Source organism: Cellulomonas sp. KH9 (assembly GCF_900114185.1).
Taxonomy (GTDB): Bacteria; Actinomycetota; Actinomycetes; order Actinomycetales; family Cellulomonadaceae; genus Cellulomonas.
In genome coordinates this window covers 393,121-411,713 of the sequence record NZ_FOSE01000002.1, presented here as the reverse complement: position 1 = coordinate 411,713, position 18,593 = coordinate 393,121, and the positions used below count along the sequence as shown (strand labels likewise).

General features: G+C 72.9%; 16 protein-coding genes and 1 tRNA gene. 9 read left to right on the top strand and 8 right to left on the bottom strand.

Annotated elements, in window-relative coordinates; genetic code table 11:
• Positions 1-73 precede the first annotated feature (73 nt).
• Together pyk and BMZ16_RS08035 are read left to right on the top strand one after the other, a co-directional pair.
• Positions 74-1,510 (top strand): pyruvate kinase, encoded by a 1,437-nt coding sequence (gene pyk / locus BMZ16_RS08040; protein ID WP_089799254.1) that lies wholly within the window; start codon positions 74-76, stop codon positions 1,508-1,510.
• Between the two features lie 119 nt (positions 1,511-1,629).
• Complete coding sequence (locus tag BMZ16_RS08035; protein ID WP_089799252.1) at positions 1,630-2,676, top strand: RDD family protein; 1,047 nt, start codon at positions 1,630-1,632, stop codon at positions 2,674-2,676.
• On the opposite strand, the gene BMZ16_RS08030 is transcribed toward BMZ16_RS08035, so the two are convergent.
• Positions 2,673-3,536 (bottom strand): hypothetical protein, encoded by an 864-nt coding sequence (locus tag BMZ16_RS08030; RefSeq protein ID WP_089799250.1) that lies wholly within the window; start codon positions 3,534-3,536, stop codon positions 2,673-2,675. The two genes, BMZ16_RS08035 and BMZ16_RS08030, sit on opposite strands and share 4 nt — an antisense overlap.
• A 170-nt stretch (positions 3,537-3,706) precedes the next feature.
• Between BMZ16_RS08030 and BMZ16_RS08025 the strand changes: the two genes are divergently transcribed.
• The gene (locus BMZ16_RS08025) at positions 3,707-4,273 is read left to right on the top strand and encodes a cysteine hydrolase family protein (RefSeq protein WP_089799248.1); all 567 of its coding nucleotides are present in this window, start codon (positions 3,707-3,709) and stop codon (positions 4,271-4,273) included.
• A gap of 158 nt (positions 4,274-4,431) precedes the next feature.
• Here the strand turns inward: BMZ16_RS08025 and BMZ16_RS08020 are convergent.
• A tRNA-Leu gene (locus BMZ16_RS08020) sits at positions 4,432-4,512 on the bottom strand.
• 351 nt (positions 4,513-4,863) lie between these two features.
• Here BMZ16_RS08020 and BMZ16_RS08010 point away from each other — a divergent pair.
• Both BMZ16_RS08010 and BMZ16_RS08005 read left to right on the top strand, forming a co-directional pair.
• Entirely contained in the window at positions 4,864-5,547 is a 684-nt protein-coding gene (locus BMZ16_RS08010; RefSeq protein WP_089799977.1) for an ANTAR domain-containing response regulator, read from the top strand.
• A 216-nt stretch (positions 5,548-5,763) separates the two neighbouring features.
• Entirely contained in the window at positions 5,764-7,053 is a 1,290-nt protein-coding gene (locus BMZ16_RS08005; RefSeq protein ID WP_089799244.1) for an ABC transporter substrate-binding protein, read from the top strand.
• 199 nt (positions 7,054-7,252) lie between these two features.
• On the opposite strand, the gene BMZ16_RS08000 is transcribed toward BMZ16_RS08005, so the two are convergent.
• The 4 genes from BMZ16_RS08000 to BMZ16_RS07985 are packed head-to-tail and all read right to left on the bottom strand — an operon-like array spanning position 7,253 to position 11,446.
• The gene (locus BMZ16_RS08000) at positions 7,253-8,068 is read right to left on the bottom strand and encodes an ABC transporter ATP-binding protein (RefSeq protein WP_089799242.1); all 816 of its coding nucleotides are present in this window, start codon (positions 8,066-8,068) and stop codon (positions 7,253-7,255) included.
• Entirely contained in the window at positions 8,065-9,012 is a 948-nt protein-coding gene (locus BMZ16_RS07995) for an ABC transporter ATP-binding protein (RefSeq protein WP_089799240.1), read from the bottom strand. The genes BMZ16_RS08000 and BMZ16_RS07995 overlap by 4 nt, the downstream gene beginning before the upstream one ends.
• Positions 9,002-9,988 carry a branched-chain amino acid ABC transporter permease gene (locus BMZ16_RS07990; protein ID WP_089799238.1) on the bottom strand — a complete coding sequence of 329 codons (987 nt, stop codon included), beginning with the start codon at positions 9,986-9,988 and terminating at the stop codon, positions 9,002-9,004. Before BMZ16_RS07990 ends, BMZ16_RS07995 begins: the two co-directional genes overlap by 11 nt.
• Positions 9,989-10,000: 12 nt before the next feature.
• Positions 10,001-11,446: a branched-chain amino acid ABC transporter permease gene (locus BMZ16_RS07985; protein ID WP_255366450.1), complete on the bottom strand. Its 1,446-nt coding sequence runs from the start codon at positions 11,444-11,446 to the stop codon at positions 10,001-10,003.
• Positions 11,447-11,793: 347 nt separating this feature from the next.
• On the opposite strand from BMZ16_RS07985, the gene BMZ16_RS07980 reads away from it, so the two are divergent.
• A complete protein-coding gene (locus BMZ16_RS07980) occupies positions 11,794-12,462 on the top strand; it encodes a GNAT family N-acetyltransferase (RefSeq protein WP_255366449.1) in 669 nt (222 codons plus the stop codon).
• Here the strand turns inward: BMZ16_RS07980 and BMZ16_RS07975 are convergent.
• The gene (locus BMZ16_RS07975; RefSeq protein ID WP_089799234.1) at positions 12,378-12,782 is read right to left on the bottom strand and encodes a hotdog fold thioesterase; all 405 of its coding nucleotides are present in this window, start codon (positions 12,780-12,782) and stop codon (positions 12,378-12,380) included. The genes BMZ16_RS07980 and BMZ16_RS07975 overlap by 85 nt on opposite strands.
• Here BMZ16_RS07975 and polA point away from each other — a divergent pair.
• The 3 genes from polA to BMZ16_RS07960 all read left to right on the top strand — a co-directional run bounded on the left by polA (position 12,781) and on the right by BMZ16_RS07960 (position 17,729).
• Positions 12,781-15,528, top strand: a complete 2,748-nt coding sequence (gene polA / locus BMZ16_RS07970) for a DNA polymerase I (protein WP_089799233.1) — start codon at positions 12,781-12,783, stop codon at positions 15,526-15,528. The genes BMZ16_RS07975 and polA overlap by 2 nt on opposite strands.
• A 171-nt stretch (positions 15,529-15,699) precedes the next feature.
• Positions 15,700-16,071, top strand: a complete 372-nt coding sequence (locus BMZ16_RS07965) for a DUF485 domain-containing protein (protein ID WP_255366448.1) — start codon at positions 15,700-15,702, stop codon at positions 16,069-16,071.
• Positions 16,068-17,729 carry a solute symporter family protein gene (locus tag BMZ16_RS07960; protein WP_089799231.1) on the top strand — a complete coding sequence of 554 codons (1,662 nt, stop codon included), beginning with the start codon at positions 16,068-16,070 and terminating at the stop codon, positions 17,727-17,729. Before BMZ16_RS07965 ends, BMZ16_RS07960 begins: the two co-directional genes overlap by 4 nt.
• Positions 17,730-17,733: 4 nt before the next feature.
• Here the strand turns inward: BMZ16_RS07960 and BMZ16_RS07955 are convergent, their stop codons facing one another.
• On the bottom strand, positions 17,734-18,561 hold the full coding sequence (locus BMZ16_RS07955; RefSeq protein ID WP_089799229.1) for a class I SAM-dependent methyltransferase: 828 nt from the start codon (positions 18,559-18,561) through the stop codon (positions 17,734-17,736).
• Positions 18,562-18,593: the final 32 nt, after the last annotated feature.

Below are 18,593 nucleotides of genomic sequence, written 5' to 3'. Positions count from 1 at the left end.
TACCCGCAGGCCGGGCACGACCACCGGGACGTCCGGCCTGCAGCCGGAAACCAGGAAGGCATAGTCTCGAGTCATGCGTAGAGCCAAGATCGTCTGCACCATCGGTCCTGCGACGGAGTCGCCCGAGCAGGTCCAGGCCCTCGTCGACGCCGGCATGGACGTCGCGCGCCTGAACCGCAGCCACGGTGACACCGAGGTGCACAAGCGCGTGTACGACAACGTGCGCGCCGCGGCGAAGGCCTCGGGTCGCTCGGTGGCCGTCCTCGTCGACCTCCAGGGCCCGAAGATCCGCCTCGGGCGGTTCGTCGAGGGCAAGCACGACCTCGCGGTCGGCGACGTCTTCACCATCACCACGGACGACGTGGAGGGCACCAAGGAGCGTGTCTCGACGACGTTCAAGGGTCTGCCCGGCGACGTGAAGCCCGGTGACCCGATCCTCATCGACGACGGCAAGGTGCTCGTGCGCGTCACGGCCGTCGAGGGCAACGACGTCGTCACGCGCGTCGAGGTCCCCGGCCCCGTGTCGAACAACAAGGGCCTGAACCTCCCGGGTGTCGCGGTCTCCGTGCCGGCCATGAGCGACAAGGACGAGGAGGACCTGCGCTGGGCCCTCAACGTCGGCGCCGACCTCATCGCGCTGTCGTTCGTGCGCACCGCCGCCGACTACGACGACGTGCGCCGGATCATGGAGGAGGAGGGCCGCGTCGTCCCGGTCGTCGCCAAGATCGAGAAGCCGCAGGCGGTCGAGAACCTCTCGGAGATCGTCCAGGCGTTCGACGGCATCATGGTCGCCCGCGGCGACCTGGGCGTCGAGCTGCCCCTCGAGCAGGTCCCGCTGGTGCAGAAGCGTGCGGTGGAGCTGGCGCGACGCAACGCCAAGCCGGTCATCGTCGCCACCCAGGTGCTCGAGTCGATGATCACGAGCCCGCGCCCGACGCGCGCCGAGGCGTCCGACTGCGCCAACGCGGTGCTCGACGGTGCCGACGCGGTCATGCTCTCGGGCGAGACGTCCGTCGGTGACTTCCCGATCGAGGCCGTGCGCACCATGGCGCGGATCATCGAGAGCACCGAGGAGCTCGGCCGCGAGCGCATCGCGCCGCTCGGCTCGGTGCCCTCGACGCGCGGTGGCGCGATCACGCGCGCCGCCGCCGAGATCGGTGAGCGCATCGGCGTGAAGTACCTCGTGACGTTCACGCAGTCCGGCGACTCGGCGCGGCGGATGTCGCGTCTGCGCTCGCCCATCCCGCTGCTGGCGTTCACGCCGGTCGAGGACGTGCGCAACCGGCTCTCGCTGTCGTGGGGCGTCCAGACGTACCAGGTGCCCTCCGTCGAGAGCACCGACTCGATGGTGAGCCAGGTGGACCACACCCTGCGCGCCAACGGCCTGGCCGAGGTCGGCGACTACGTCGTCGTCGTGGCCGGGACGCCCGTGGGTGTCGTCGGCTCGACCAACACGGTCGTGGTGCACAAGATCGGCGACGAGGAGACGGTGCGTACCCGCATCGCCTGACCTGTCACGTCCCGACGGCCGCCGTCCCGTTCCCCGGGTCGGCGGCCGTCGGCGTCCGTGCGGTCCCGGGGGAGCCGAACCGCCCACGCGACCGCGACCGGTCTGCCAGGCTTCACGGCATGACCGCAGGTGCTGTCGTCCCGGGCGTCGCCGTGCCGGCCGCGGGATCCGTGGGGCGCGCGTCCTGGTCGTCGCGCGTGGTCGCCTTCCTGCTCGACTCGGCGGTGATCGCGACGTGCGTGTGGTGGGTGGCGCCGGGTGCGAGCCCACCGGGTCTGTGGCCCGGGCTCGCCTCGCCCCCGTCGGCGCCCCGGCCCTCCCTTGATCCTTCGACGGGTGCGGCGATCGAGGCGTCGCCGCCGGGGTCGTGGCCCGTCGCGCTGCTCGTCCTCGTCGTGCTGGTCCTGCAGGGCTGGACGGGCGCCTCCCTCGGCAAGCGGGCCGTGGGGATCGTGGTGGTCCGTGCCGCCGACGGGCGTCCTGCCGGTCTCGTCCGCACGCTCGTCCGTCAGCTCCTGCACGTCCTCGACGCCATCCTCCTGCTGGGCTACCTGCGGCCGCTGTGGCACGCGGAGGGTCGTACGTTCGCCGACTCCCTCGCCGGGACGGTGGTCGTGGCGTCGCCCTGGCCGCCCGCGTGGCACGCCGTCCCACCGGGTGTCGACCGGTGGGCCCGACCCGTGGTGTGGCTGGTGTGCGCGGTCGGGGTCGCCGGGGTGCTGCCCGTGTCGGGCGGTGCCGCGACGGACGCCGTCGACCAGCCGTGCGCGGTGGTCTCGGCGCCGACCGGCACCACGGCCCACGTGCGGTGGTCCGTCCACCGTGCCTGGGAGACCCGGCTCGGTGTGCGGCGCGAGCTGCCCGTGCAGGACGGCCCGTGGACCGTCGCGTGGACGTTGCCGGACGTGCCGCAGGCGTCGGACGTGCGGGTGGACACGACCGTGACGGCGGCCGGCGGGGACCGGGCGGGGACGACCTGGCGCAGCCGCACGCCGAACACCTTCGGGGACGACGACGTCGTCCTGGGGGAGACGACGGTGTCCGGTGCGCCGCGGACGGGGGAGTTCCGCGTCGCCAGCGCGCTGGTGGTCGACGGGACCACCGTCGGCACGTGCAGCGCCGACGTACGGGTCGACGAGCGGGACCTGGCCGTCCGCACGTCCTAGGGCGCACGCACGCCGTGCGCGCCGGCGCGCCCCCGGGGCACGTCCGGGCGCGGTCGGACCACGTCGACGCCCCACATCTCGACGGTCTGCAGCACCCAGAACCCGGCGAACAGCGCCACGAGGGCCGTCTCGAGCACCAGCACCGACGCCGTCCACGACGGGACGGTCACGTGCAGCGCGACCACGACGGCCAGCGTCACCAGGGTCGTCGCCCCGAGCGCCGCGTAGGCGGCCGCCCACCGCGCGGACGCGGCACGTGCGACGGCGGCGTGCCGGAGCATGACGCCGACGACGGCGACGAGCAGCAGGACCGCGGCCGGGCCGTGGGCGCGGGCCACCACCGTCCCCGGCGCGGCCAGCAGGGCCACCGCCAGCACCAGGAGGAGCACCCCTCCTGCCACGTCCGTCACCCGCGGCCGCCGCGCCGGGATGCCGCGCACGGCGACGACGGCCCGCACCGTCCAGGCGAGCGCACCCGCCACGACCAGCGCCGTCAGGCCGGAGCGCGGGTCGGCGAGCACGACGGGGACCTCGGGTGCACCGGTGCCGCCGCAGCCCGGACCGGGCTCGGTCGGCGTCAGCGCGACGACGAGCGCGAGGATGCCCGCGACGTCCAGCAGCGCGTCCTCCACGTCGTCGGCGCCGGTGTACACGACGAGCACCGCGCCGATCGCGCACAGCGCGCCGACGAAGGCGTCGTGCGCCCCGGTCCAGTAGTAGGCGCTCAGCGAGTCGAGCCAGCACCCGGCGCGCACGGCCTCGCTCACGATCGCCGTGACGAGCAGCACCGGCAGCACCACGACGGCGAGGCGCAGGCTCCGGTACGTCGAGCGCACGGCGCGGCGCTCCCTGTCCGACATCGGCCCTGGCTGCACGCCGCACCTCCCGGCCCACACCCTGCCACCCGCCGTCGACGTCCGCCCCAGGGCCCGTGCCGGGACGGCGCTGTCGGTGGGCGGGCGCTGTCGGTGGGCGGGCGTAGTGTCGCCGAGGTCGGGCACGGCGCCCGGCACGGAGGCAGGGGGACGCCATGACCACGCTGCAGAACCGCCCGCAGTCCGCGCTGCTCGTCATCGACGCGCAGAACGGCGTGCTCGCGGGCGCCCACGACCGTGACGGCGTCCTGGCCAGGATCGCCGGCCTCGTCGAGCGGTCGCGCGCCGAGGGCACCGACGTGCTCTGGGTCCAGCACAGCAGCGACGAGCTGCCCCTCGGCTCCGACGTGTGGCGGATCGTCCCCGAGCTCACGGTCGGCGACGGCGAGCCCGTGGTGCGCAAGCTGTACGGCGACGCGTTCGAGGCCACGGACCTGGAGGACCTGCTCGCCGCCCGCGGGGTGGGGCGGATCGTCGTCGCCGGTGCGCAGACCGACGCCTGCATCCGGTCGACGGCCCACGGCGCCTTCACGCGGGGGTACGACGTCACGCTCGTGTCCGATGCGCACACGACCGAGGACCTCACGCCGTGGGGCGCGCCCCCGCCCTCCCAGGTGATCGCTCACACCAACCTGTACTGGGGCTTCCAGGACGCCCCCGGCCGGACCGCCGGTACCGCGACGGCGTCCGAGGTCCCGCTGAGCGGGACCGGGCCGGTCTGACGGCGGTCGGGCTACCGGCCCGCACCGCCGACGGCGGCGGCGCCGCACCGCCCCACCGGACGCGGCCACCCGTGGCCGGACCGCGCCCTCGGGCACGACGTCCTGCTCGAGCCGGGGCGGCGCCGGACGCGGCACGCCGCACCACGGTTCGTGACAGGTGCCCCCGGAGGGACTCGAACCCTCACGCCTTGCGGCACTCGGGTTTGAGCCGAGCGCGTCTGCCATTCCGCCACAGGGGCCAGCGGCGCCCAATGTACCGGCCGGGCGGGCCTCCCCGCGGTGTCGTCCGCACGCGCCCGCACGTGGCCCCGGGCGCACACGCCGGTCGTGCGGATGTCGGTGCAGGTCGGGACGGGTCCTCGGCGGGTGCGCCACCGCCCCGGGGGGCTCCGGGGCGGGCGCCGGGCGACAGGCGTCGGCGGAGCGCGCCGGGCCGTGCACCGCCGACCGGCGCGGTGCGGCGGGCGACGGGTCGACCCGGGCGCCGCCGTCGGTCCGGTCATCGGCCGGCCGCGGGTGCGCGACACCACGTGACGGCGGCCACGGGCGCTTCGCGCCATCACCGGCGGTCGGCGCACTACGCTGTGCTCGTGACCAAGGACGACAGCACCGAGCCCACGCAGGACGCGCCCCAGGCCGCGGACCTGTCCGCCGTCGAGGCCGCACCGCGCGCGGCGACGTCCCCCGCGCGCCCCGCACGCCGTGCCGTGGTCGCCGAGGACGAGGCGCTCATCCGGATGGACGTCGTCGAGACGCTCACCGAGGCGGGGTTCGACGTCGTCGGGGAGGCCGGCGACGGTGAGCGCGCGGTCGAGCTCGCCACCGAGCTCAAGCCCGACGTCGTGGTCATGGACGTCAAGATGCCCGTGCTCGACGGCATCTCCGCGGCCGAGCGCATCGGCAAGGCGCACCTCGCACCCGTCGTGCTGCTCACGGCGTTCTCGCAGACCGAGCTCGTCGAGCGGGCGCGTGACGCCGGAGCGATGGCCTACGTCGTCAAGCCGTTCAGCCCGGCCGACCTGCTGCCCGCGGTCGAGATCGCGATCTCCCGCTACGCCCAGATCACGGCGCTCGAGTCCGAGGTCGCCGACCTCGCCGAGCGCTTCGAGACGCGCAAGCGCGTCGACCGGGCCAAGGGCCTGCTCATGACGAAGATGGGTCTGACCGAGCCCGAGTCGTTCCGGTGGATCCAGAAGACGTCGATGGACCGCCGCCTCACGATGCGTGAGGTCGCCGACGCGGTCATCGAGCAGGTCGGCGGCGCCTCGTCCTGACCGTGCACTGACCCCTCCGTGCCGGTCCGTGAGCCCGGTCGACGCCCTCGGCGTCGGCCGGGCTCACGGCGTTCTTGGTCACAAGTGCACAACGACATCGTGGTGAGACATTGCCATTCACATGTCGGACACAAACGATGAGTACGTTCTCGCCACATTCGCCGGGTCCGTACGGATCCAGGCAGGAAGCAGTGCTCACAGAGGGGTACCACACGCATGATTCGTTCGACACGTGCAGGACGCACGCTGGCGGTCGCGGGCGTGCTCGCGCTCGCGCTGACCGCCTGCTCCGGAGGGTCCGACTCCGCCGACGAGCCGACGGACGGCGACGCAGGCGGCGGGAGCGGTGAGCCGCTGGTCATCGGCACGATCCTCCCGGTCACCGGGTCGCTCGCCCAGCTCGGCCCCCCCGAGATCGCCGGCGTGGACCTCGCGGTCAAGGAGATCAACGACGCGGGTGGCCTCTTCGGCGCGGACGTCGAGGTGAAGCACACCGACTCGTCGGACGCGAAGAACGCGTCCGTGGCGACGGCCTCCGCCCAGGAGCTCATCTCCGGGGGCGTCTCGGCGATCATCGGCGCCGCGTCGTCGTCCGTGACCCTCAACATCGTCGACGACATCACGGGTGCCGGCATCGTCCAGGTGTCGCCGGCCAACACCGCGACGGACCTGTCCGGCTACGACGACTTCTACTTCCGCACCGCCCCGCCGGACACCGTCCAGGGTGACGTCCTCGGCAACCTGATCGTCAGCGACGGTGCCAGCAACGTCGGCATCCTCGTCTTCAACGACTCGTACGGCACGTCGCTGCGCGACGTCGTCGAGGGTGTCGTCTCGGACGCCGGCGGGACCGTCGTCTACGGCACGGAGGGGGAGGAGTTCGACCCCGACGAGACGAACTTCGCCACCATCGTCTCGGACGCCATCGCCGCCGCGCCCGACGCGATCGCCATCCTGTCGTTCACCGACCAGACGCCCCCGCTGGTGCGCGAGCTCGCCGCGCAGGGCTGGGACATGAGCAAGACCTACTTCGTGGACGGCAACCTCGACCAGTTCGGCGTCGACGGGGAGAAGGGCTTCCCGGCGGGCACGCTGGAGAACGCGCAGGGCACGCTCCCCGGGGCCTACCCGTCGGAGGAGTTCCAGGCACGGATGCTCGAGATCGACCCGGAGCTGACCGGGTTCTCCTACGGGCCCGAGTCCTACGACGCGACGATGCTGGTGGCGCTCGCCGCGCTCAAGGGCGGGGCGTCGGACGGGGAGACCATCCAGGCCAACATGGTGGCGGTCTCCGGCGCCGACGGCGGCACGGAGTGCACCGGCTGGGAGGAGTGCTCCCAGCTCATCGAGGACGGTGAGGAGATCGCCTACCAGGCGGTGGCCGGCGTCGGTCCGTTCAACGAGGCGAACGACCCGTCGTCCGCGTACATCGGCATCTACCGCTTCGGTGCCGACAACACGTACACGTTCACGCGGTCGGAGCAGGGCGAGGTCCCCGAGGACTGACACGGGCACCACGTGACGACGGCCCCCGGAGCTGCGGCTCCGGGGGCCGTCGTGCGCCCCGCCCGGGTCGAGCGGGCCGTGTCGTGCGGGTCGAGCGGGCACCCTCGCGGCCTCCGCGCCGTGCGGGCGCGACGACGTCGTCCCGGCGGCCCGGCCCGTCGCCGGCCCACCGGGAGCCACCCGCGAGCAGGCGCGGCGGTCAGACGCCGGGCTCGCCCGTCTCCCGGTCGACGGCGCGCGCGGCGTCCACGTCGGTCGCGAGGGTCCCGAGGTACAGCTCGATGACCTTCGGGTCGTGCATGAGCTCGCGTCCGGGGCCCGAGTACGCGTTGCGCCCCTGGTCGAGCACGTACGCCCGGTCGCAGATCTGCAGCGCGCGGCGCGCGTTCTGCTCGACGATCACGACCGACACCCCGGCCTTGTTGATCCGCCGGGTCCGCAGGAACGCCTCGTCCTGGCGCACGGGGGACAGGCCCGCGGAGGGCTCGTCCAGGAGCAGCACCGACGGCTCGGGCATGAGCGCGCGCGCCATGGCGACCATCTGCCGCTCACCCCCCGACAGTGCGCCCGCCCGCTGCTTGCGCCGGTGCGTCAGCTCCGGGAACAGGTCGAGCACGACCTCGAGCCGCTCGGAGAACTTCTGGGGCGCCTGGTAGACGCCCATCTGCAGGTTCTCCTCGATCGTCAGGCTCGGGAACACGTTGTTGGTCTGCGGGACGAAGCCGACGCCGCGCCCCACGAGCGCGTCGGCGCGCAGGTTGGTGATGTCCTCGCCCTTCAGGGTCAGGGCGCCCTCGCGGATGCTCACCAGACCGAACAGCGCTTTCAGCAGCGTCGACTTGCCGGCCCCGTTCGGGCCGATGATGCCGACGAGCTCGCCGGGGTGGAGCACGAGCGAGCACTCCTGGAGGATGTTGACACCGGGCAGGTAGCCGGCGACGAGCCGGTCCGCGTGCAGGAGCGGCTCACCCTCGGGGGCGCCGCGGTGCAGCGCCGGTGCGGCGGTCTCGGTCACGGTGCCTTCTCCTCGGTGGGCGTGGGGACCTCGGCGGCCGCCTCGGCGTCGGCCTCGGCGTCGATCACGCCACCCTCGTCGAGCAGCGCGTCGTCCCCGAGGTCCATGTCGTGGTGGGCGCCGAGGTACGCGTCGATGACGGCCTGGTCGGCCATGACCTCCGAGGGCGGTCCCTCCGCCACGACCCGTCCCTGGGCCATGACCACGACCCAGTCGGAGATGTGGCGCACCATGTGCATGTCGTGCTCGACGAACAGCACGGTCGTCCCCGTGTCGCGCAGGTCGGTGATGTGCCCCAGCAGGGACTGGGTCAGCGCCGGGTTCACCCCCGCCATCGGCTCGTCGAGCATGACGAGCGTCGGATCGGACATGAGTGCCCTGGCCATTTCGAGGAGCTTGCGCTGCCCGCCGGACAGCTCCCCGGCGAAGTCGTCCTTCTTGGTGTCGAGCTTGAAGCGCTCCAGCAGGCTCATCGCCTTGTCGGTGATCTCCCGCTCGCGGGGCGCCCACAGCGGCTTGACGAGAGCCGTGAACAGACCCTCGCCGGGCTGCGACCGTGCACCGAGGCGCATGTTGTCCAGCACCGTCATGCGCGCGAGAGCCTTGGTCAGCTGGAACGTACGCACCATGCCGGTCTTCGCGACCCGGGACGCGGTGACCCCGGCCAGGGAGGTGCCGTCGAAGTCCCAGCGGCCGGCGTCGGGCTTGTCGAAACCGGTCATGAGGTTGAAGAAGGTGGTCTTGCCGGCGCCGTTCGGTCCGATGAGGGCCGTGATGACGTGCCGCTGGACCTCGAGGTGCTCGACGTCGACGGCGTTCACACCGCCGAAGCTGCGTCGCACGCCGTCGGCGACGAGCAGCGCGTCCGCCTTCGGGGCCCCGGGGACGCGGGGGACGGGTGCGAGGTCACGCCTCGCCTGCTGGACGACCTCGTCAACGGGCATTGATCGCCAGCTCCTTCTTGTCGCCCAGGATGCCCTGGGGTCGGAAGACGATGAGCGCCATCAGCGTCAGGCCGACGAGGACCCAGCCGATCTGCTCGATCTGCTGCACCGAGAGCGTGTCGGGGGGGATGACGCCGCGCAGGAACCCCCGCACGAAGACGAGCGCCGCCCAGAACAGCAACGAGCCCAGCACGGGGCCCAGGACCGTGGCGGCGCCTCCCAGCAGCAGGATGGTCCAGGTGTTGAAGGTCACCGGGCGTCCCAGGGAGTCGGCCTGCACCGAGCTGGCGAGCACGAACACCACACCGCCCAGCGCACCGAAGATCCCCCCGAGCACCAGCGCCTGCAGCTTGTAGCCGTAGACGTTCTTGCCCAGCGCGCGCACGGCGTCCTCGTCCTCGCGGATGCCCTTGAGCACACGCCCCCAGGGGCTGCGGACGAGGCGCCACACGAACAGGCACGCCAGCAGGACGAGGCCCCACCCGACGATGCGCAGCCACCACGAGTTCGACGCGTTGGTGGCCAGCGTGATCGGGCCGAGCGTCCAGCGGTCGTCCGGGAACGGTGACGCGTCCTGGAACGTGGCCTTGAAGGAGTTGCCGGTCAGCCCCTCGGCGCCTCCCGTCACCTCGGTGAGCGCGGTGGACCGCCCGATCATGCGGACGATCTCGGCCGCGGCGATGGTGACGATGGCCAGGTAGTCGCCCCGCAGCTTGAGGGTGGGCAGCCCCAGGAGCAGCGCGAACACGACCGCCGCCGCGACCGCGACGAGGAACGCCAGCCACACCGGCGCGCCCTGGATGGTGGAGATGGCGAACCCGTACGCGCCCAGCAGCATGAAGCCGGCCTGGCCCATGTTGATGAGCCCGGTGAGCCCGAAGTGGATGTTGAGCCCGATCGCCGCGAGCGCGTACGCGATCGCCGTCGGTCCGAGCATCTCGGTCAGGACGTTGGTGGCCAGTTGTCCGAAGTCCATGGCGATCTCCCGCTAGCCGATGCGCTCGGCGCGCCCGAGGATGCCCTGCGGTCGCACCAGCAGGACGAGGATGAGGATGACGAGCGCGCTCGCGTAGCGCATGTCGTTGGGCAGGACGAGCGTCGACAGCTCGACCACTAGTCCGATGACCAGCGCCCCGATGACGGCGCCGAGCGGTGAGCCCAGGCCACCGAGGGTGATGGCCGCGAACATCAGGAGCAGGAGGGTGGAGCCGAAGTTGAACCGGGTCGTGTTGAGGTAGAGCGACAGCAGCACCCCGCCCAGCGAGGCCAGCGCCGCCGAGACCACCCACACCTGGCTGATGACGGACTCGACCTTGATGCCCGTCGCCGCGGCGAGCGCGGGGTTGTCCGACACCGCCCGCGTCGCGCGTCCTGTCCGCGTGCGTGCCAGGACGAAGGCGACCAGGGCGAGGACCGCGACGGCGATGCTGACCGACACCAGCGACTGCGCGGAGATCTGCACCGGACCGAGCTGCATGCGCTGGGAGATGCCCGACACCACGGGTCTGGGCTGCGCGCTGAAGAAGAAGAGGTAGGCGGACACCAGGGCGAGCGACAGGCCGATCGTGACGATCATCTGCTGCGTGATCCCGACGCCGCGCCGACGCAGCGGGCGGAACAGGAACCGGTTGAGGAACCACCCGAGGAGCGCCCCGGCGGCGGTGGCCAGGATGATGGCCAGCCACAGCGGCAGGTGCGCGCGCTGCACCGCGAGGAACGCGACCATCCCGCCGAGGGTCACCAGCTCGCCGTGCGCGAAGTTCGACAGCCCGGTGGTGCCGTAGATGAGGTTGGCACCGAGCGACGCGAGCGCCAGCAGCAGACCGAACACGGTCCCGGCCAGCAGGAGCTGGGCGTAGCGGTTCGTGCCGGGCGCGGCGGACGCCTCCGCGCTCGACTCCGCCTCGGCTCCCGCCTCGGCCTCGCCGCCCGCGGCGTCGGCGTCGTCCGGCGTCGCCGTCGCGCCCGTGTCGTCCGTGGGCGACGCCTCGACGGCGCCGTCGGCCCCGGGCGGCAGCACCTGCACGATCCGTCCGGCGGCACGTCCGAGCGCCACCGTGACGGTCGCCGGGTTGGCCGCCGGGTCCTTCAGCGTCGTGCCGGCCGGCAGGGTCGCCTCGTCCACGGTGACCGTGTAGTCGCCCGCGGCCGTGAGCGCGACCGACGCCTTGCCGGCGTCGTCCGTGGTCACCTGCACCGGCGCGGCCCCCTGGCCCGCCACGGTCAGGCCGACACCCGCCGCGGGTCCGGTGCCGGGCACCGTCACCGTCACGTTGAGGCACGCCGTGGCGTCGTCGGGGCTGCAGGGGGCGGTCGCCGCGTGCGCCGGCCCGACGACGCCGAGCGTCGACAGGGCGGTGAGGAGGGTCAGCAGCAGGCCGCCGGCTCCTCGACGCAGGGCGACGGATCGGTCCCGGCATGCGACTGCTCGCACGTCTGACCTCCGTCCTGGTGGGTCGGGCGCTGACGCCGGGGCGCCGCACGGTGGGATGGGCCCTCGCCCACGGTCAGCAGACGATAGGGAGGGATTGTGTCCTGTTCATTACGTATGCGCGAGGGTTGCCTACCGATCGGTAGGCAATCGCGACCGATCGGTAGGCCGGAGGGTGGGGCGCCGCCCCTCGACCCCGGTGGGTTCGTCCGGTTTCACCGGGTCGGGGTGGATGCTCCCCCTAGGCAGACGTCGTCCGGTGGGCCATGATCGGTGCAGGGCGCACGGGCCGGGGGACGGTGCGCCGGGAGTCACGACCTCGTCCCGGGAGGCCCGCAGTGCGGCCAGGTGTGCACGTCCGACCCGCCTCGTCCACGGACATCGAGGATCTCGTCGATCTCTGCCTCCAGGCGCGGAACGAGTCCGGCCTGGGTCGCCAGCTCTGCTCCGACGACCGTGAGCGCCTGCGCGCGCACCTCTCCGTGCTCGGTTCGGTGCAGGACGGGCTCGTGCTGGTCGCGACGTGCGACGGCGAGACCGCGGGGCTGACCCTGTGCCGGCTGCTCGGGCCCGGTCTGCTGTCCGACGCGACGGTCCTCAGCCTGGACGCCGTGTACGTCCGGCCGCAGTCCCGCCGTCGTGGCCTGGGCCACGCGATGCTCCAGGCGGCTGCGGAGGTCGCCGAGGCCGCGGGCGCGACCGACGTGTACGCGGCGCCCCTGCCGGGGTCGCGCGGCATGCAGCGCTTCCTGGCCCGGCTCGGGTTCGCCCCCGTGGCCGCGCACCGCGTCGTCAGCACCCCCGCCCTGCAGCGACGGCTGGCGCAGGACGTGCCGGTGACGGCGCGTCGCCCGGCACCCCGGGGCCTCGAGGACCTCATCGAGCGGCGGCGCCGGGCCCGTGCCCGGGCCGCCGGGGACGACGAGCGAGCCCGTCAGGCCGGGGCGTCGATGAGCATGCAGGTCAGGCGCGCGGTGCAGAGCCGGCGACCCTCGTCGTCCTCCACGACGACCTCGTAGGTCGCCAGCGACCGACCGCGGTGCAGGGCGCGTGCCGTGCCGGTGACGGTGCCGGCACGCGCGGACCGGTGGTGCGTGGCGTTGAGCTCGATGCCGACCGCCGCCCGGCCGACGCCGGCGTGGGCCGTCGCGGCCAGCGAACCCAGCGTCTCGGCCAGCACCGCCGACGCGCCCCCGTGCAGCAGGCCGTAGGGCTGGGTGTTGCCGGCGACCGGCATGGTGCCGGTCGCGCCGTCCGCGTCGACGTGCGTGATCTCGATGCCCATGCGGTGCAGGAGGGTGTCGACGGTCGGCGGGAGGACGAAGGGGTTGTCGGACATGGCAGATAGGTTGGCACCCGTGAGTGCCGACCAGCCAACGACCACCGGTTCGACGACCCCGCGACTGCTCCTCATCGACGGTCACTCGATGGCGTACCGCGCGTTCTACGCGCTGCCGGTGGAGAACTTCGCCACCTCGACGGGCCAGCCGACCAACGCCGTGTTCGGGTTCACCTCGATGCTCGCCAACCTGCTGCGGGACGAGGAGCCGACGCACGTCGCGGTCGCGTTCGACGCCGGCCGGACGACGTTCCGCACGGAGCGGCTGGAGTCGTACAAGGGCAACCGCGCCGCCACGCCCGAGCCGTTCCGCGGTCAGGTCGACATCATCAAGGACCTGCTCGCGACGATGCACGTGCAGGTGCTGGAGAAGCCCGGGTTCGAGGCGGACGACATCCTCGCCACCCTGACCGCGCAGGCGCGCGACCAGGGCATGCACGTGGCGATCTGCTCGGGCGACCGGGACTCGTTCCAGCTCGTCGGCCCGACCGTCACCGTGCTCTACCCGGTGCGCGGGGTGTCCGAGATGGCGCGCATGACGCCGGAGGCGGTCGAGGCGAAGTACGGCGTGCCGCCCGCCCGCTACCCGGACCTGGCGGCGCTCGTGGGCGAGACGAGCGACAACCTCCCGGGCGTCCCGGGCGTCGGACCCAAGACCGCCGCCAAGTGGATCGGCCAGTACGACGGGCTGGCCGGCGTGCTCGCCCACGCGGAGCGGATCACCGGCAAGGCGGGGGAGTCGCTGCGTGCGAACCTCGAGCAGGTCGCCCTCAACCGTGAGCTCAACCACCTGCTCGACGACCTCGAGCTGCCCGTCGGCCCCGAGGACCTCGCCGTCCGCCCCTGGGACCGGGCCGCGCTGCACGAGATCCTCGACGGCCTGGAGTTCCGGACGCTGCGCGACCGCCTGTTCGCGATGCTGCCCGACGAGACCCGTGACGAGCGCGTCGCCACCGCCGCGGCGCTCGACCTGGTCGAGACCGGCGTCGGCGGCCTGGGTGCCTGGCTCGCCGCGCGCGCCGACGACGTCCTGGGGCTCGACGTCCGGGGGACCGGTGCCCCGGCGCGGGGCGACGCCTGGGGCGTGGCGATCGCCGACGGCGACGGGCAGGCCGTCGCCTACGACCTCACGGCCATCGACCCGGTGGACGACGCCGCGCTCGCGGCCTGGCTGGCGGACCCGGCGCGTCACAAGGCGCTGCACGCCGCGAAGGAGGCGTGGCACGCGCTGGAGGGTCGTGGCCTGCCGCTGCGCGGTGTCACCTTCGACACCGAGCTCGCGGCGTACCTGTGCCAGCCCGACCGCCGTGCGTACGACCTGTCCGACCTCGCGATCGGCTACCTGCACCGCGAGCTCGTCGCGGCGGACGACTCCTCGGCCGGCCAGGGGGCGCTCGACCTGGAGGTGGACGGTGCGGACGAGGGGCGTCGGGCAGCCGTGCGCGCCGCCGCGGTGCGGGACCTCGTCGACGTCCTCGGGGGCGAGGTCGCCGACCGGGGCGCGGGGATGCTCCTGTCGGACATCGAGCTGCCCCTGCAGGACGTGCTGGCCCGCATGGAGCGCACCGGGATCGCGGTGGACCGCGAGGACCTCGCCTCGCTGGAGCGGGAGTTCGACGCGCAGGTGCAGGACGCGGCGGCGGAGGCCTACGCCGTCATCGGGCGCGAGGTGAACCTCGGGTCGCCCAAGCAGCTCCAGGAGGTGCTGTTCGACCAGCTGGGGATGCCGAAGACGAAGCGCATCAAGACCGGCTGGACGACGGACGCCGCGTCCCTCACCGACCTGTTCGCCCGCACCGGGCACCCGTTCCTCGAGCACCTCCTGGCGCACCGCGACGCCATCCGGCTGCGGCAGACGGTCGAGGGGCTGCTGCGCTCCGTCGGCGACGACGGCCGCATCCACACGACGTTCCAGCAGACCATCGCGGCGACCGGCCGGCTCTCGTCGGCGGACCCCAACCTCCAGAACATCCCGATCCGGACCGATGCCGGACGCCAGATCCGGCGCACGTTCGTCGTCGGACCGGGGTACGACACCCTGCTGACGGCCGACTACTCGCAGATCGAGATGCGCATCATGGCGCACCTGTCCGGTGACGAGGGGCTGATCGAGGCCTTCCGCTCCGGGGAGGACCTGCACAGCTACGTCGGTTCCCGCGTCTTCGGCGTGCCGACGGACGAGGTCACGCCCGCGATGCGCTCGAAGATCAAGGCGATGAGCTACGGCCTGGCGTACGGGCTGTCCGCGTACGGCCTGTCCCAGCAGCTGTCCGTCGAGGTGTCCGAGGCGTCCGCGCTGATGGCCGACTACTTCGAGCGGTTCGGCGGGGTGCGCGACTACCTGACCAGCGTCGTGGACCGGGCCCGGGCGACGGGCTACACGGCGACCGTCCTGGGGCGCCGCCGCTACCTGCCGGACCTCACGAGCGACAACCGGCAGCGCCGCGAGACCGCGGAGCGGATGGCGCTCAACGCGCCGATCCAGGGCAGCGCGGCCGACCTCATCAAGGTCGCGATGCTCGGGGTCGACGGCGAGCTCGGGCGACGCGGGCTCCGCTCACGGCTGCTCCTGCAGGTGCACGACGAGCTCGTGCTGGAGGTCGCGGCGGGGGAGCGGGGCGAGGTGGAGGAGCTCGTGCGCGACCAGATGGGCCGGGCCGGGGACGGCCTGCCCGACGGTCCGCTGGACGTCCCGCTGGACGTCTCGGTCGGCGTCGGGGCCAGCTGGCACGCCGCCGGGCACTGACGGGCCGGCCCGCCCCAGGAGCCCGTCCGGTCACCGTTCCGTGTGACACGCGTCGCGGTCCGCGACACGCGGGCGAAGTTTCGTGCCGCGATGTCTGGATTCCGTGGGGTGATGTACGCCACAGTGGTCCACCTGGCGGCGACGGGGCCGCCCGGGCCAGCGGAGGTGCACGTGTCGCAGAGTCAGACGGAGACCGACTACCAGCGCGTTCAACGATCCCCGGAGTTCCAGGACCTGCGACGCAGGTTCCGCAACTTCGTGTTCCCGATGACCGCGCTGTTCCTGGCGTGGTACTTCCTGTACGTCCTGCTCGCCAACTACGCGCACGGGTTCATGAGCCAGCGGGTCGTCGGCACGATCACGGTGGGGCTGCTCTTCGGGCTCGGGCAGTTCGTCTCGACGTTCGCCATCACCATGGCCTACGCGCGCTGGGCCAACCAGAAGCAGGACGCGGTCGCGGAGAACCTCCGTGAGCACATCGAGTCCGGGGCCCTCATCGAGGGCTCTGCCCCGGCCCGCCCGTCCGACGGGAGCCGCGCATGATCGCCGTCGGCGCACCCGTGGTCGCCGCTGCCGCCGCCGGCGGCCAGGTCGGCGACCCCGTCGTCAACATCGCGATCTTCGGGGCGTTCGTGCTGGTGACCCTGGTGATCGTGTTCCGGGCTTCCCGCAACAACAAGAGCGCCGCGGACTACTACGCGGCCGGGCGGTCCTTCACGGGTCCGCAGAACGGGACGGCGATCGCCGGCGACTACCTGTCGGCGGCCTCGTTCCTGGGGATCTGCGGTGCCATCGCCATCTACGGGTACGACGGCTTCCTGTACTCGATCGGCTTCCTCGTCGCGTGGCTCGTCGCGCTCCTGCTGGTGGCCGAGCTGCTGCGCAACACGGGGCGCTTCACGATGGCCGACGTGCTGTCGTTCCGGCTGAAGCAGCGCCCGGTGCGCCTCGCCGCGGCGCTGTCGACGCTCGCCGTCGTGTTCTTCTACCTGCTGGCGCAGATGGCGGGGGCGGGTGGCCTGGTGGCCCTGCTGCTGGGCATCGACGGGGTGGCCGGGCAGGCGCTCGTGATCGCCGTCGTCGGCGCGCTGATGATCCTCTACGTGCTCGTCGGGGGCATGAAGGGCACCACGTGGGTGCAGATCATCAAGGCGATCCTGCTGATCGCCGGCGCAGGGCTCATGACGATCTGGGTCCTCGCGCGGTTCGGCTTCGACCTGTCGGCGGTGCTGCAGGGCGCGATCGACGCCGCGGGCGAGGGCGGCGAGACGCTCGTGGAGCCCGGTCGGCAGTACGGGGCGACGGCGCTCACGCAGCTGAACTTCCTGTCCCTCGCGCTGGCGCTCGTGCTCGGGACCGCCGGCCTGCCGCACGTCCTCATGCGCTTCTACACCGTGCCGTCCGCCAAGGAGGCGCGGCGCTCGGTGGTGTGGGCGATCTGGCTGATCGGGATCTTCTACCTGTTCACGCTCGTGCTCGGCTACGGCGCCGGCGCGCTCGTCGGGCCGGAGACGATCATGTCCTCGCCGGGCAAGGCGAACTCCGCGGCCCCGCTGCTCGCCTACGAGCTGGGCGGGGTGTTCCTGCTCGGCATCATCTCCGCGGTGGCGTTCGCCACCATCCTCGCCGTCGTGGCCGGTCTGACGATCACGGCTGCCGCCTCGTTCGCCCACGACATCTACGCGTCGGTGATCAAGCAGGGCCAGGTGGCGCCGGACGGCGAGGTGCGCGTCGCGCGCATCACCGTCGTGGTGATCGGGGCGCTGGCGATCGTGGGCGGGATCTTCGCGAACGGTCAGAACGTGGCGTTCCTCGTCGCGCTGGCGTTCGCGGTCGCGGCGTCGGCGAACCTGCCGACGATCCTGTACTCGCTGTTCTGGAAGCGGTTCAACACGTCCGGTGCGCTGTGGAGCATGTACGGCGGGCTCGTGTCGTGCATCGTGCTCATCGCGTTCTCGCCCGTCGTGTCGGGCAAGGTCGACCCGGTCACCGGGGACAGCCTGTCGATGATCCGCGACACGTCGGTGGACTTCGCGATCTTCCCGCTGGAGAACCCGGGGATCGTGTCGATCCCGCTCGCGTTCCTGCTGGGGATCGTGGGGACGCTGCTGTCGAAGGAGCAGCCGCACCCCGAGAAGTTCGCCGAGATGGAGGTGCGCTCGCTCACCGGGGCCGGCGCCGAGAAGGCGACCAGCCACTGACGGGTCAGGCGAGGGGCCGGTGCGCCCGCACGATGAGCGTCCCGGGCAACCGGGCGCCGCGCACCGGCCCCCAGCCTCCCCACACGCGGTCGTGGCCCGCGGGCCACTCCGGTTCCAGGAGCCCGTCGACCACCAGCCCGGCGCCGACGACGTCACCCACGTGGTCGGCCAGGGTCCGGTGGTACTCCGCGTACAGCACGCGCCCGTCGGCGGCCTGCTCCACGTAGGGCCGCCGGTCGAAGTAGGAGCGTGTGGCCGTGAGTCCACCCTCACCGGGGTCGTCGGGGAACGCCCAGCGCACCGGGTGGGTGACGGAGAAGACCCAGCGCCCGCCCGGGCGCAGGACCCGGGCGACCTCGGCGTGCACCCGCGCGGTGTCGGGCACGAACGGCAGGGCACCGAACGCGGTGAACGCCACGTCGAACGACGCGGACGCGAACGGCAGGGCCCGGGCGTCGGCCTGCACGAGCGGTGTCCGGGTGCCCGTCCGGGCGTCGAGGCGCCGTGCCGCGGCGAGCATGCCGGCGGACACGTCGGTCGCGACCCCGTCGGCGCCCCCCTGGGTGCGCAGCCAGCGCGTCCCCTGCGCCGCGCCCGCGCCGAGCTCCAGGACGCGGGCGCCGCGGACGTCGCCGAGCAGGTGGGCCTCCGACTCCCGCAGCCCCTCGGGGCACCACAGCAGGTCGGCGGGGCCGAGGAACGCGCCGTGCTCGTCGAGGTACTCGTCCGCGTTGGCGTCCCACCACCCGCGGGCGGCACGACCACCCTGTTCGTCCGGGACGTCCAGGTATCCGGCAGCGGCCAGCGCGTCGTCCGGCGATTCCTCCGACATCCTGCCAGTCTGTCCGATGCCGAATCCGTACC